Source organism: Mumia zhuanghuii, assembly GCF_042681565.1.
Classification (GTDB): domain Bacteria; phylum Actinomycetota; class Actinomycetes; order Propionibacteriales; family Nocardioidaceae; genus Mumia.
Window position 1 is genome coordinate 1,474,004 of sequence record NZ_JBHUFT010000008.1, and the last position, 12,968, is coordinate 1,486,971.

11 protein-coding genes are annotated in these 12,968 nt (G+C 69.1%); 3 read left to right on the forward strand and 8 right to left on the reverse strand.

Annotated elements, in window-relative coordinates:
- Together ACFSDF_RS15575 and ACFSDF_RS15580 are read right to left on the reverse strand one after the other, a co-directional pair.
- Entirely contained in the window at positions 1-2,286 is a 2,286-nt protein-coding gene (locus ACFSDF_RS15575; RefSeq protein WP_377158151.1) for a molybdopterin cofactor-binding domain-containing protein, read from the reverse strand.
- Positions 2,287-2,348: 62 nt separating this feature from the next.
- The gene (locus ACFSDF_RS15580; protein WP_167004205.1) at positions 2,349-3,572 is read right to left on the reverse strand and encodes an oxygenase MpaB family protein; all 1,224 of its coding nucleotides are present in this window, start codon (positions 3,570-3,572) and stop codon (positions 2,349-2,351) included.
- Between the two features lie 173 nt (positions 3,573-3,745).
- Here ACFSDF_RS15580 and ACFSDF_RS15585 point away from each other — a divergent pair, with 173 nt between their 5' ends.
- Complete coding sequence (locus ACFSDF_RS15585; RefSeq protein WP_167250119.1) at positions 3,746-4,381, forward strand: TetR/AcrR family transcriptional regulator; 636 nt, start codon at positions 3,746-3,748, stop codon at positions 4,379-4,381.
- On the opposite strand, the gene ACFSDF_RS15590 is transcribed toward ACFSDF_RS15585, so the two are convergent.
- Both ACFSDF_RS15590 and ACFSDF_RS15595 read right to left on the reverse strand, forming a co-directional pair.
- A complete protein-coding gene (locus ACFSDF_RS15590) occupies positions 4,378-4,929 on the reverse strand; it encodes a sugar O-acetyltransferase (protein WP_167004199.1) in 552 nt (183 codons plus the stop codon). The two genes, ACFSDF_RS15585 and ACFSDF_RS15590, sit on opposite strands and share 4 nt — an antisense overlap.
- Positions 4,930-4,961: 32 nt before the next feature.
- Positions 4,962-5,537 (reverse strand): dihydrofolate reductase family protein, encoded by a 576-nt coding sequence (locus ACFSDF_RS15595; RefSeq protein WP_377158154.1) that lies wholly within the window; start codon positions 5,535-5,537, stop codon positions 4,962-4,964.
- Between the two features lie 145 nt (positions 5,538-5,682).
- Here ACFSDF_RS15595 and ACFSDF_RS15600 point away from each other — a divergent pair, with 145 nt between their 5' ends.
- Positions 5,683-6,363 carry a GAF and ANTAR domain-containing protein gene (locus ACFSDF_RS15600; protein ID WP_167004193.1) on the forward strand — a complete coding sequence of 227 codons (681 nt, stop codon included), beginning with the start codon at positions 5,683-5,685 and terminating at the stop codon, positions 6,361-6,363.
- Between the two features lie 86 nt (positions 6,364-6,449).
- On the forward strand, positions 6,450-7,049 hold the full coding sequence (locus tag ACFSDF_RS15605) for a GNAT family N-acetyltransferase (RefSeq protein WP_167004190.1): 600 nt from the start codon (positions 6,450-6,452) through the stop codon (positions 7,047-7,049).
- A gap of 9 nt (positions 7,050-7,058) precedes the next feature.
- On the opposite strand, the gene corA is transcribed toward ACFSDF_RS15605, so the two are convergent.
- From corA to ACFSDF_RS15625, 4 genes are all read right to left on the reverse strand, one after another.
- The gene (corA, locus tag ACFSDF_RS15610; RefSeq protein ID WP_377158156.1) at positions 7,059-8,075 is read right to left on the reverse strand and encodes a magnesium/cobalt transporter CorA; all 1,017 of its coding nucleotides are present in this window, start codon (positions 8,073-8,075) and stop codon (positions 7,059-7,061) included.
- A 101-nt stretch (positions 8,076-8,176) separates the two neighbouring features.
- Entirely contained in the window at positions 8,177-11,443 is a 3,267-nt protein-coding gene (locus ACFSDF_RS15615) for a family 78 glycoside hydrolase catalytic domain (RefSeq protein WP_377158158.1), read from the reverse strand.
- Between the two features lie 120 nt (positions 11,444-11,563).
- Positions 11,564-12,073, reverse strand: a complete 510-nt coding sequence (locus tag ACFSDF_RS15620; RefSeq protein WP_208322381.1) for a GNAT family N-acetyltransferase — start codon at positions 12,071-12,073, stop codon at positions 11,564-11,566.
- Between the two features lies 1 nt (position 12,074).
- Complete coding sequence (locus ACFSDF_RS15625; RefSeq protein ID WP_167004184.1) at positions 12,075-12,953, reverse strand: LysR family transcriptional regulator; 879 nt, start codon at positions 12,951-12,953, stop codon at positions 12,075-12,077.
- Positions 12,954-12,968 lie beyond the last annotated feature (15 nt).

Genomic DNA, 12,968 nt, shown 5'->3' on the forward strand with positions numbered 1-12,968 from the left:
TCAGCGGACGAACGTCAGTCCGTCGGTGGGCGACTGCGGGATCGGAGGAACGGTGGGCTTGGGGGTGAACGAGAGCGTCGAATGGTTGATCGGGAACGACGTCGGCATGGTCCCTGTCGCTCTCCCGTACGCGCAGGCGACGGCGGCGAACGACGCGGCGACGCCGAGCTCGCCCGCACCTCCGGGCTCGCCGGTGGTGGTCGGCATGATGACGATCTTGATCTCGGGGGGCGTGTTCCACTGCCGTGTATAGAAGTAGTTGTCCCAGCTGGCCTCGAGGAACGACCCGTCGCGGAGGTGGAGGCTGGAGGTCAGGGCGAGGGCGATTCCGTCCATCAGGCACCCCATCATCTGCGCCTCGAGGCCGCGCGGGTTCACCGCGAGGCCGGCGTCGACCGCGATCACGGCCTTGGTGACGCGAGGACCGGCGACGGCGTCCCTGATCTGCCGTCCGACAGTCTCGGGACGGCAGTCGAGCTCGACGAGCACGGCGCTGACCGAGCGGTACTCGTCGTGGAGCGCGATGCCCTGCGCCGTGCCGGCCGGCATCGTCCGTCCCCAGCTGCCGACCTGGGCGACCTTGTCGAGGACGGCGCGCGCTCGATCGGTCCGCAGCATCGACCGGCGGAACTGGTAGGGGTCCTTGCGCATCCGTGCCGCCAGCTGGTCCACGACGAGCTCGCGTGCGCACGTCACGTCGGGGGAGTAGACGTTGCGCATGCTGCCGGTGTTGAACCCGCGGTCGGTCTCGTTCAGGACCCGGCTGACGACCCCGAAGTCGTACGGCATCGTCTGCGAGAGCTGGAAGAACACCTGCGAGAACGCCGAATCGCCCACCGGCAGCCCCGCGACCGTCGCGGTGATGAGCTCGCCCAGGCCGTGGCCGAGGTCGGTGGCGACGCTGGTGTGGACCTGCTTGAAGCCGAGCACGGAGCTGCCGAGGTAGTTCGCGCGCACGCGTGAGGTCGCCATCGGGTGGGTGCGCCCTTGGCGGCTGTCGTCGGCGCGGTGCCACATCAGCTTCACCGGCTTGCCGATCTTCTGCGAGACCTCGGCGGCCTCGAGCGCGGCGTCGAAGAAGAGCTTGCGGCCGAACGAGCCGCCGCCCTCGGTGACGTGCACGGTGACGGCGCTGGCGGGGATCTTGAGCGTGAGCGCGAGGGTCTGCCGCGCGATGATCGGCGACTTGAGCGACGACCAGATCTCGGCCCGTCCACCGCGCACGTCGGCGATGGCACAGTTCGTCTCCAGTGCGCTGTTGCTGCGGAACGCGAACGTGAACCTGGTGTCGATCGTCGGCGTGAGGGGCGGCAGTCCCATCGGGAGCTCGGCCCGCCGCAGCTCGGCGAGCACGTCGTCGTCCGACTTGCCCTCAGCGGTGCCCCGACCCCACGAGACCTCCAACGCTCGCACCGCGTCGATGCACTGGCCGAACGTCTCGGCGCGTACGGCGACGCCGGTCGCGATCGGCACCACGTCGGTGACGCCGGGCATGGCGCGCACCGCGGCGAGGTTGGCGACCGACCGTACGGTGCCGTTGAGCATCGGGGGCCGGCATACCATCGTCGGCAGTGCGCCGGGGACCTGCAGGTCCATCGCGAACTGCTTGCGTCCGGTCACGGCAGCCAGCGCGTCGACGCGCGTTCGGGGCGTGCCGATCACGGTGAAGTCGTCGCTGGGCTTGAGCGTGACCCGTACGGTCTCGACGCGGGAGCTGGCCGCCTTCGCCGCGAGCGCACCGATGTCGAGGGATGCGCCACCGGGAGCGGTGACGACGCCGTTCTTCAGTGTGAGGTCGGCTGCCGGACGGCCGAGCTCGGTCGCGGCCGCGGCGAGCAGGCGGAGCCGCGCGATCGCCGCGGCGACGCGGATCGGCGTGAACGTGGCGATCGTCGTGTTGGAGGCTCCGGTGAGCTGGTTGAAGAGGAGCTCCGGCCGGGCGTCGGCGAGCGTGACGCGGATCCGGTCGAGACCGACGTCCAGCTCCTCGGCGATGAGCATGGCCGTCGAGGTGGTGATGCCCTGGCCCACCTCGGCCCGGGGGAGGGAGAACGCCACAGTGCCGTCGGGGCGTACCTCGACGGTGATGAGGTGCGACGTCGGCAGCGCCGCCACCGTCATCATGTCGTTGAGGTCGAGGAAGTCCGTCAGCTGCGGCAGGGCTGCGGCCTCGGCCTCACCGGGGAGGGCCAGGCGGGCGCCGGTGACGAGGGTCGCCGATGCCAGCACGTACCCGAGGAAACTCCGACGTCCGATGCCGTCGGGCTCGTTAATCTCGTCTGTCATGTCGGCGTGTTAGAACGGACTCTGGCGTCTGCTGAGGTCGCGCATGGCTCGGCTCCTCGCTCTCAGGACGGGTAGTTCGGGTTGTTCATCGTCGGGATGTCGATGTTGATCTGCTGCCCGGGCTCGAGGTAGAAGAGCGCGAACTTCCGGATCAGCTCCTCGAACACGAAGTAGATCGACGGCACCCCGAGCAGCGGGAGGCCGAGCTCGCGCAGCCGGACGAACGGGATCCAGGCGGCGGCGACGGTCGCGTCGAGGATCGGGTTGCGGTCGATCCCGAGCCAGTCGGTGACCTGGTCGCCGAGCATGTATCGGGTGACCGACTCGAACGCGGGCTTCGTGACCAGGGTGAAGTCGATGCGGTCTCCCAGGTTCGTCAGCATCTCCGCGAGCTTGACGCCCTCCGGGGTCGGACCGAGGAGCGGCACCAGGACCTGTTCACGCTGGGCCAGCGCCTCGTCCCAGGATGCGGGGATGTACTCGTCGAGGACGCCGAGCATCGACGCCGTCACCTGCCAGATGTGGAGGTAGGCGTCAGCCTCGGCCTTGGGGATCCGGATGTTCCAGTCCATGAGCTTCTGCCAGACTGACGAGGCGAGGCTGTGCCACGTCACCATGATGTCGAACTGGCTGATCGGGATCTCTTCGTCGGCCGAGGCCACCCAGTGCGGGGACTGGGGGAGTAGATGGCGAACGGCGGCGTGCGTGAGCCTGGTCTTCACACAGGTCACGACCATCTCGCCGTCCGGCCGGTACGCGTGGTAGTCGCCGATGTCGTACCCGAGCTTCGCGGTCTTGGCGATGCGGTCCGTCAGGTCGGCGCCGCCTTTGGAGTAGTAGACGGCGCGTGCCTCGCGCGGGATGGCGGCGCTCATCATGCCGCTGTTCATGCCGTACAGGACGCCCAGGTAGAGCCCGCGCTTGCGAGTGAACTGGTACGCGAGGTCGAGCTTGCGCTGGTCCGCCCACGCGGGAAGCGTGCGGGTCTGGTTGACCAGTGCTGCGACGTCGGCGGGGAGACCGGAGGGGACGGTCTGACCGTTCTTCGTCCACGAACGGAGCACGTCGTTCACGGCGGGGACACCGCCGCGCTCGAGGAGCGAGGCGAGCACGGGATCCGCCAGGTCGTCCCACACGTAGCGCGGGTCGCGACCGGTGCCCGTGCCGGCGATCGAGCCCGCCGAGGACCACGTCCACGCCTTGGCGGGGGCGGCGACCGTGAAGGCGCCGAGCGCACCGAGGGCTCCTCCCGCCCGTAAGAGGTTTCTCCTGCTGAGGTCTGCCATTTCGTGCTCCTCGTCGAGTCCTCGCGACAGCCAGGCGGAGGCTATCGGCAGTTTGCCAATAGTGACTTGCGTCATATTAATAGAGGAGGACGGGGATGGCTAGAGGGAACGAGGTCGATCGTCCGATCTGCACTCTTTGCCCGGTCGAGCGAGGTGTACGGCAAGATTCCGGCATGGGATCTACGCGTCGCCGACTCCCGCCGGACGTACGGCGCGAGCAGATCGTCAGCGCCGCCGGCCGCGTGTTCGCCGAGCGCCCGTACGACGACGTGTCGACGGGCGAGCTTGCCGGTGCATGCGGCGTGAGTAGAGGACTGCTCAACCACTACTTCCCGACCAAGCGCGACCTCTACGTCGCCGTCGTCGCGAAGCTGCTCCAGGCGCCGCGCCTCCCGACCCCCGCGTACGTGGAGGGGGCGCGGCCGGAGGAACGCATCGCGCAGAGCGTCCACGAGTGGGTCGGGATGGTGCTGCGCAGCCGTGAGACGTGGCTGTCGGCGTCGGCGTTGACGGGGGAGTCGCAGGACGAGCAGGTCCAGGCGCTGGTGAGCGAGTACACCGAGGCCATGGCCGACCAGATCTGCGAGATCGCCGGCCTGCACGTCGTACGAGAAGACCCGGTGGTGCGGGTCGCGCTGCACGGCTACTCGGCGTACGCGACGGTCGTCACGCGTCGCTGGTTGCGCGGGGCCGAGCTGACACGAGAGCAGCTCGAGCGGCTGCTGTGCGAGGCGCTGGTCGACCTCGTACGGAGGACCATCCCCGATCTGGTCGAAGGCGCGGGGCGACCGGGCGGCGGTCAGTCCTAGGACGGCTGGACGGCGTTCCTCTGGATCGCGCCGGCACCGGTGACGACGCTCAGCGGCGGGACATCCTTCGCGACGACGGTGCCCGCGCCGACGACCGATCCGTGGCCGATCGTCACGCCGGGTGCGACCGTCGCGCCGGCGCCGATCCAGACGTCGTCCTCGATGACGATGGGGGCGTGAGTCAGGTAGTCGAACCGCTCGGCGACCTCAACGGGATGCCCGGAGGTGCTGAGTGTGACGTTGGGGCCGATCAGGACGCGGTCGCCGATCGTGATGCCGCCGAAGTCCAGGAAGTAGCACCCCTGGTTGATGAAGACGCGCTCCCCGAACGTCGCGCCGAGGCCGTAGTCGCAGAAGAACGGCGGATAGATCGTGAGCGACTCCGGCAGGGGCTGGCCGAAGATCTCGCTCAGCAGAGCGATGCGTGCGTCGACGTCACCGTGCGGGAGGACGTTGAGCCGCGACGTGAGTTCCATGGCGACCTGGACGCGCTCGGCGAACGCGCGGGACTCGGGCGTACGAGTGGGCAGGCGGCGCTTCTCGAACATGCCCCCGATGCTGGCAGAGGGGAGTGACGGAATCAGCCGTGCACGGTCGGACGGTAGGTGAGCTCTTGGGTGTGGCCGTCGAACGTCCAGCTCTCGAGCAGCTCGAGGTCGAAGTCGGCCGATCCTGCGAAGATCGGGTCCGTCCCGGTCTGACCGCTGATCACCGGGAAGAGCGTCACCTGGACGCGGTCGACGAGACCGGCCGCCATCAGCGCGCGGTTCATCGACAGGCTGCCATGCGAGCGCAACGGCACGTCGGACTCCTCTTTGAGCCGCGCGACGATGTCGACGGCGTCGCCGCTCACGACGGCCGCGTTCGGCCAGTCGAGCGGTCCCTGGAGGGTCGTCGAGACCACCGTCGTCGGGAGGTTCACCATCCGGGCATTGATCGGGTCGAGCTCGTCGGTGCTCGCGCCCAGGAGCTCGACGAACTCCCGATAGGTGTGGGCGCCGAGGACCATCCGCTGCTCCGCCTCGTACTGCGCGAGGCGGTGGTCGAGGAACTCGGGGCCCTGCTTGCCCCAGTACCCGCCCCAGTCGCCGCCCCCTCCGTACGAGCCGAAGCCGTCGATGGTGGACACGACGTCGAAGGTGTAGGTCGCGGTCATGGTGCTCTCCTCGCAGTCGGCGGGTCCGTCTGAAGAGACTGACCGACCGGGCGGCGGAACCTCATCGCTGTCGCCGGAACGCAACCCGGGCGTAAAATCCTGACGGGTGCAGACGCGCGCCCCACGGCGTGAGCGGGGGTGTCAGATGACGGACGAGGTGCTCGATCATCACGAGCTCGCGGACCTGGTCGAAGACCTCCACGCCGCTGACTCCGCGGAGCAGACGGCCGAGCAGATCATCACGCGCTTGTGCGAGACCGTCGAGATGGATCGCGGCGGCGTGACGATGATCCGCGGCGGTGGCCGGCTCGACACCGTCTCTGCCACCGACGACCTCATCAAGAAGGCCGACGAGCTGCAGGTCGCGCTCGGCGAAGGACCGGCCCGCAGCGACGACTGGGACGAGACCCTCCGTTTGGGCGACCTACGGCGAGAGCGGCGATGGCCGCGCTGGACGAAGGCGGTCACGGACCTCGGCGTCGCGAGCCTCCTCGGCGTGAGCCTCGCGCCGAGCTCCCGCCGGATCGGCGTGGTCACCCTCTACTCGGAGGACACGCGGTTCTTCGACGACGATGACGTGGCGTTCGCCCACATCTTCGCGCGTCACGCCGCAATCGCGTTGTTTCGTGCCGAGCGCGAGGAGAACCTCGAGATCGCGCTCGACGCGCGCAAGCTCATCGGGCAGGCCCAGGGCATCCTCATGGAGCGATACGGCCTGGACGAGCCGCGGGCCTTCGAGGTGCTGCGGCGCTACTCCCAGCAGCACAACCTCAAGCTGCGCGCGGTGGCGCGGATGCTCGTGGAGACCCGCACGCTGCCGTCCTGACCTGGCACGGCGCAAACCACCGCTGGAGTGCCGGCCGCGTGTGGATAGGGTCGGCCCGTACGGGTGGCGAGCGAAGCGGGCGGGGCATGGGCGAGACGACGGTCGTGGTCAAGCGGGGCGACGAGCTCGGCGAGGAATACCGGCGCCGCATCACCGAGGTGTACGTCCGCAGCTTCGCCGACGACTTCGTCGCGTTCTCGCGCGACACCGACACGCTGGCCGACGCGTTCGAGCACATGCTGCTGATCGAGCGGTTCTATGTCGCGCTCGTCGAGGGTGAGCCTGCGGGCATCGCCTCGTTCACCGAGGGCGACCAGACGCTCTTCGCGCCGCAGTGGTCGCAGATCCGTCGCCACCTCGGACTCGTACGGGGGCTGCTCGGCTATGTGGTGATCCAGCGCTGGTTCATGCGTCCGTTCGAGGGAGCACGGCCCGGACTGGCCGAGATCGGGTTCGTTGCCACCGAGCCGGCATACCAGGGGAGGGGTGTCGCGACCGCGCTGCTGCGTCACCTGCTGGCGCTGCCCGGTTATCGCGAGTTCGTGCTCGAGGACATCAAGGACACCAATGCGTCGGCGCTCGCCGTGTACGCCAAGCTCGGCTTCACGGTCTACAAGCGTAAGAAGGTGCGCTTCGCCCGACGCGTCGGCTTCACCGAGCTGGTGTCGATGAAGCTCGAGCGCTGAGGCCCGTCGCTAGAGCCAGCCGCGCCGCTTGAACACGACGTAGAGCGTCACGCAGACGGCGGCCATGAGCACGATCGCGAACGGATAGCCGAACGCCCATCCGAGCTCCGGCATCCGCTCGAAGTTCATCCCGTAGATCGTGCCGACCAGCGTGGGCGCGAAGAGGATCGCCGCCCACGACGAGATGCGCTTGAGCTCCTCGTTCTGGCGGAAGCTGGCCTCGGTGAGGCGCTGCATCTCCTCGTTCTGTCGTTGGCCGACGAGGGTGGCGTTGACGGCGAGGATGTTCTGGAGGAGAACCCGGAACCCTTCGATCCGCTCGACGATCCGGATCACGTGGTCCTCGACGTCGCGCAGGTTGCGGCGGAGCTCCTCGTCGACGGCGTACTTCTCGAAGCCGCTGCGGAGCGCGTCGAGCATGCCGAGGAGGGGACGGGCCGCGCGCTGGAACTCGATGACCTCGCGCGACAGTTCGTAGATGCGCCGCGAGACGGTCGGATCGCCGGCGAACACCTGGTACTCGATCTCGTCGATGTCGTTCTCGAGGCCGGCGACCACCGGACCGTACTCGTCGACGACCTCGTCGAAGATCGCGTACAGGACGGCTTCGGGGCCGAGGCAGAGCAGGTTGGGGGAGGACTCGAGACGGCGCCGGACGTGTCCGAGGTTGGGCGACTCCGCGTGCCGGACGGTGACGACGAAGTCGGGGCCGGTGAAGACGTGGACCTCGCCGAACTCGACGCGCTCCTCGGCATCGAGATAGCGCGCCGGCCGCAGGACCGTGAAGAGGACGTCGCCGTAGCGCTCGAGCTTCGGGCGCTGGTGCGCCCGGATCGTGTCCTCCACCGCGAGCTCGTGGATCGAGAACTCCTCGGCGACGGAGTCGATCTCGTCGCGGGTCGGACGGTAGAGGCCGATCCAGCCCATCCCGTGCTCGTCACGCAGCAGCTCGTACGTGTCCTCGAGGGTCGGCGGCTCGACCTTGCGCGTGCCCTCGACGTACACGGCGTTGTCCACGATCCCCATCGGCTGCCTCCTCTCGCGACCACGATGACCGTACCTGTTGGCGGGCGTGCGAGCCCGCCCGCCCGGTCCGTCAAGATCGTGTCAGGGCTTGCGCGCGGGTGTCACCGGGGGTCGTCCGGCGCCTTCGCGCGGAACTCGTAGTCCCCCGAGCCGACCTCGTACACGACGTAGCCGTCGCGGACTCCCGCGTACGAGGCTCCGCGCGGCGCGGTGACGTCACCTCGCCGACGGGCCGGGACGTGGATCTCGGCAGTGGCGCCGACCGGGATCGTCGCGCGGAGGGTGAGCTGGTGGCGGGAGCGCTGCCAGCTCGACGTCACCTGGCCGCGCGGCGAGTCGACCGTCGCAGACGCGTGGTCCAGGTCGCCGACGGGGGAGGGCTGGATCTTGACCTTCGAGAACCCGGGCGCGGCCGGCGTGATGCCCGCGACCTGCTGATAGAGCCAGTCGTCGACGGTGCCGAAGAAGGCGTGGTTCTGCGACCGTGAGTGCGCCGGCCACTCCTCCCACATCGTCGTCGCGCCCAGCTCCTCGAACCAGTAGCCCCAGCCGGGATATGTGGGGTTCGTGGCGACGTCGTACGCAAGCTCGCCGTGGCCACTGTCGGTGAGGACCGGAAGCAGGTCCTTGGTGCCGATCGCGCCGGTGCTGAGGTGGTTGCCGCGCGCCTCGACGTCCTTGACGAGATTCGCCAGCACCGTCTCGCGGTGCTCCTCGGGGACGATGCCGAACGCCAGCGGGAGCACGTTGGCGGTCTGTCGGTAGTCGGCGGACGGGTTGTCGGCGTACGTGCCGCGGTCCTCGTCGTAGAACGTGTCGTTGAAGGCGTCGGCGACCTGGCCGGCGAACGTCTCGAAGTGCGCCGCGTCAGCCTTCTTGCCCAGCACGGTGGCGATCTTCGCCATGAGGGTCGCGGTCCTGTGAAGGTAGGCGGTCGCCGGCAGTCGCGTACCCGCTCCCGCGCCCGGGGTCGGGTCGAGCCAGTCGCCGAAGCTGAACCCGGTGTAGACGTTGCCGGTCGCGCCGATCGTCGCCTCGTAGTGGTCCAGCCACTTCTTCATTCCTGCGTAGTTGTCCTCCAGCGCACGGGTGTTGCCGTAGTACCAGTACAGGTTCCATGTCATCAGCACATAGCTCGACGACCAGAGCGGGTCCACGGACTGCTCCTTCGACCCCGCCGATCCGGGCACCGTGGCGCCGAAGGTGCCGTCGGGCAACTGGTCGTCGCGATGCGTGCGCACCCAGCTCTCGTAGAAGCTCTGCATGTCGAAGCCGGCGATGGCGGAGTCGGCGGTGAGGTACGCGTCCGCGGTGTAGGCACGCTTCTCGTACATGGGCGTGTCCGTGGGGATCGAGTGCAGGTTGTTCAGGATCGTGTTCGCCTGCGCCTCGTGGTAGCGGTTCAAGAGGTTGTCCGAGCTTCCGAAACCACCGGTGCGCTCGACCGCGGTGTGCACACGCATCCCGTCCACGCCGCGGATCGTCACGCCCTCGGGTGCGGTGACCTGGACGTACCGGAAGCCTGCATAGCTGTAGCTCGGCTGGTACGACTCCGGCCCGCCGCCCTTGAGCGTGTAGCGGTAGGTCTGCCCGTCGAAGAACCCGAGGTTGCTGTCGACGGTGCCGTCCGCCTTGAGCTTCTCGCCGTAGCTGACCGTGACGGTGGCGCCTGCGGGCCCGTCCACCGTGAGCTTCGCCCAGCCGGCCGTGGGACTCGCGAAGTCGTACACGGTGGTCCCGGTCCGCGGCACGCTCGTCGCGGTGTGCTCGAGCTGGTCGGTGACCTCGATGGCGGGGAACTGCTGTGAGCGGAGCGCGACGTCCTTGCCGGGGCTGGCTACGGCGACCGCTGACCGCCACGAGGAGTCGTCGAACCCCGGCGCGTTCCATCCCGGCTGCTCGAGCCGGGCGTCGTAGCTCTCACCCATCCAGACCGAGTCGGACGTCGTGGGACCCTCGGCCGTGCTCCAGGTGCGATCGCTCACGACCTGCTGCGTCGTCCCGTCGACGTACGCGATGTCGAGCTCGAGCTTGAGCTTCGTGTCGTCGTGCCACGGCTCACCCGCCCAGTCGTCCGGGAAGGTCTGGCCGAAGTAGCCGCGTCCCAGACTCACTCCGAGGACGTTCTCCCCGGACCGCAGCGCCTTCGTCACGTCGTACGTGGCGTACAGGGTCGTCTTGTCGTAGACGGTGAAGCCGGGGTCGAGCTCGTGATCGCCGACGCGCTGGCCGTTCAGGAAGAGCTTGTAGTAGCCCAGCCCAGTGACGTAGGCGCGGGCCGAGGCGATCTTCTTGGCCTTCTTGCCTGACGTGGCGACGTCGAAGTCCTTGCGTACGAGAGCCTCCGGCGGCGAGGGGACGTTGACGTTCTTTCCCCACGGACCACCCCCGTACGGGGCGCCGACGACCGCGGCGGACCAGCCGGAGTCATCGAAGCTCGGCTGCTCCCATCCGGGGGTCGTCGCTCCGCTCGCACGCCAGGAGTCGTCGGTGACGGCGTCGATCACTGTGCCGTCGGCCAGCTCGATCCGCAGCTTGCCGAGCAGCCCGGCGAAGCCCTGGGCACTGTTGGTCACGCGGACGGCGAGGACGTTCTTCCCGGTGTGAAGGTCGCTGGCCAGATCAGTGACCCGCACGGTCCGCCACGCCTCGCCCTGCGTCGGCGAGCTGAGCGCCTCGGAGCCGTTGACGAAGAGGGCGAAGTAGTCGTCGGCGGTCACCTGCAGCTGTGCGGAGACGATGTCTGCTCCGGCAGGAATCTCGACCTCGGTACGGAAGAAGTGGTCGCCGGCTCTCGCGTTCCCGCTTGCTCCGGCGCCGTCGCCCCAGATCCAGCCGGACCCGTCGAGCGATGCCTCGGGCCGTCGGTTCGGCGAGCCGATCCACTCGCCGGCGAACTCCGCGTCGTCGACGAAGGCGGTCTCGAACGTCGCCCGCTTGCTCCACCCGGAGACACGGCCGTTCTCGTCCCAGACACGCACCTGCCACGTGTAGCGCGTCCGCGACTCCAGGGCGCGGCCTGCGTACGCGACGTCGTACGACCGCGTCGAGCGCACCTTGCCGCTGTCCCACACGGGACGGCGGCCGTCGCGCTCGCGTGACACGACGACCTGGTACGCGGACTGGCGGGCGCCGCGGTCCGGCGAGCTCAGGATCCAGCTCAGCCGCGGGTGCGCGACGTCGATGCCGAGGGGGTCGACGGCGTGCTCTGTGGTCAGGCGCTCGACCTGCATGCCGTGGGGGTGTGCGCCGTGCGGGACACCGGCGGCCGGGGCCGGGGGAGCTGCTGTCGCCTGCATGACACCGAGGGACAGCGTGAACGCCGTCAACACGGCGATCGCGATTCCTGGAGCTCGTCTCTTCGTCACGTCGCCACACCCTTCGTGCCAGGAGTTCCGCCTCGGATGAAACGGTTCAATCCCTCGCCACACACTCGGGGTCGGCACGCGTGCGGTCAACGACTATGACCGGATCCGGCCACGAGCGGGTTAATGCTTGGGCTTCGCGCTGCGGACCATGCGGATCTCCCGCACGCCGTCATCGACCTGGCTGGCCCCGTCGGCCACAAAGCCGTGCTTGCGGTAGAACGCCTGGGCGCGAGGGTTCGGGTCGGCGACCCACAGCGCCACCGGCTCGTCGGGGTCGACGACGGCGTCGAGAAGCGCCGAGCCCGCGCCGGTGCCGTGGTCGGCTGCGTGAACGTAAAGCACATACAGCTGTCGTGTCCACGGCGTCTCGTCGTCCAGCGGCGGTCCTGACATGGCGATGCCGACCAGCTCGCCGTCGCGCTCGGCGACAGCCACGCGGTTCTCGCGAAAGCGCGGGTCGGTGAGGGCGGACGTCCAGAACCGCTCGCGCGTGGCCTCGAGGCCGGGGTCGTCGAGCACGTCGTCGGCCATGAGGCCCCGGTACGTCTCCCGCCAGGACCGTACGTTCACGCGCGCCATCAGCGCGGCGTCCGCCGCCCGCGCCGGGCGTACGGTCGGCGGCGAGCTCATGTCAGAGCGCTGTCGCCTGTGCCGCTGCGTCGGTGAGTGCGGCCAGGACGGCGGTGACGGCGGGCGGATCGGGCGGGTCGCCGTACGTGGCGGCGTACACCTCGCGCTGGGACCCGACGAGCTCGGCGGTGTGGATGTCGGGCCGTCGGTGGGCTTGGAGTGCGAGGCCGGGCAGCGTGGTGACACCGGCGCCGGCGGCGACGAGGGCCTGGACGACGACGATGTCGTCGCTGTACGAGGCGATGCGAGGGCTGAAGCCATGCCGTCGGCACACCGCACTCAGCTCCTCCTGACACCGGTCGCAGCCGCCGATCCATCCGGAGTCGTGGTGGTTCGCGAGGCTGTCGTCGGCCTGCCCGCTGATGAGGTAGATCGGGTCGTCGGCGAGATGGACGAGGCGGGCTCCCTCCGCGAGGGGCGGAGCGCCTGCGTGACGGAAGACGAGAGCGACGTCGACCTCGCCGTGCCGCAGCATCTCCAGGGCCTCGACGGGATGCCGATCGAACAGGCTCAGCTCGAGTCCCGGGTGGTTCTCGGCCAAGGACAACGCCGCGCGCGGCACGATTGTGCTCAGCGTGGAGGCGTTGGCGGCCAGTCGTACGCGCCCCGCCTGCAACCCGACGTGCGCGGCCAGCTCGTTGGTCGCGGCATCGACCCGGCCGAGGATCTCGGCAGCACGCGCGGCGAGGAGCTTCCCTTCGGGAGTCAGCCGGATGCCACGACCGACACGCTGGACGAGCTTGACGCCGGTGGCCGACTCGAGGCGGGACAGGTGGTGGCTCACCGACGGCTGCGAATAGTGCAGCTCGCGGGCGGCCTCCGTCACCGAGCCGCAGCGCGCGACCGCGGCCAGCACCTTGAGATGGACGATGTTGAGCATCGATCAACGATGTTA

Excerpts from the sequence above, each read along its gene's own strand:
- ACFSDF_RS15575 (WP_377158151.1), bottom strand. The coding sequence starts at position 2,286 with ATGACAGACGAGATTAACGAGCCCGACGGCATCGGACGTCGGAGTTTC.
- ACFSDF_RS15580 (WP_167004205.1), bottom strand. The coding sequence starts at position 3,572 with ATGGCAGACCTCAGCAGGAGAAACCTCTTACGGGCGGGAGGAGCCCTC.
- ACFSDF_RS15585 (WP_167250119.1), top strand. The coding sequence starts at position 3,746 with ATGGGATCTACGCGTCGCCGACTCCCGCCGGACGTACGGCGCGAGCAG.
- ACFSDF_RS15590 (WP_167004199.1), bottom strand. The coding sequence starts at position 4,929 with ATGTTCGAGAAGCGCCGCCTGCCCACTCGTACGCCCGAGTCCCGCGCG.
- ACFSDF_RS15595 (WP_377158154.1), bottom strand. The coding sequence starts at position 5,537 with ATGACCGCGACCTACACCTTCGACGTCGTGTCCACCATCGACGGCTTC.
- ACFSDF_RS15600 (WP_167004193.1), top strand. The coding sequence starts at position 5,683 with ATGACGGACGAGGTGCTCGATCATCACGAGCTCGCGGACCTGGTCGAA.
- ACFSDF_RS15605 (WP_167004190.1), top strand. The coding sequence starts at position 6,450 with ATGGGCGAGACGACGGTCGTGGTCAAGCGGGGCGACGAGCTCGGCGAG.
- corA (WP_377158156.1), bottom strand. The coding sequence starts at position 8,075 with ATGGGGATCGTGGACAACGCCGTGTACGTCGAGGGCACGCGCAAGGTC.
- ACFSDF_RS15620 (WP_208322381.1), bottom strand. The coding sequence starts at position 12,073 with ATGAGCTCGCCGCCGACCGTACGCCCGGCGCGGGCGGCGGACGCCGCG.
- ACFSDF_RS15625 (WP_167004184.1), bottom strand. The coding sequence starts at position 12,953 with ATGCTCAACATCGTCCATCTCAAGGTGCTGGCCGCGGTCGCGCGCTGC.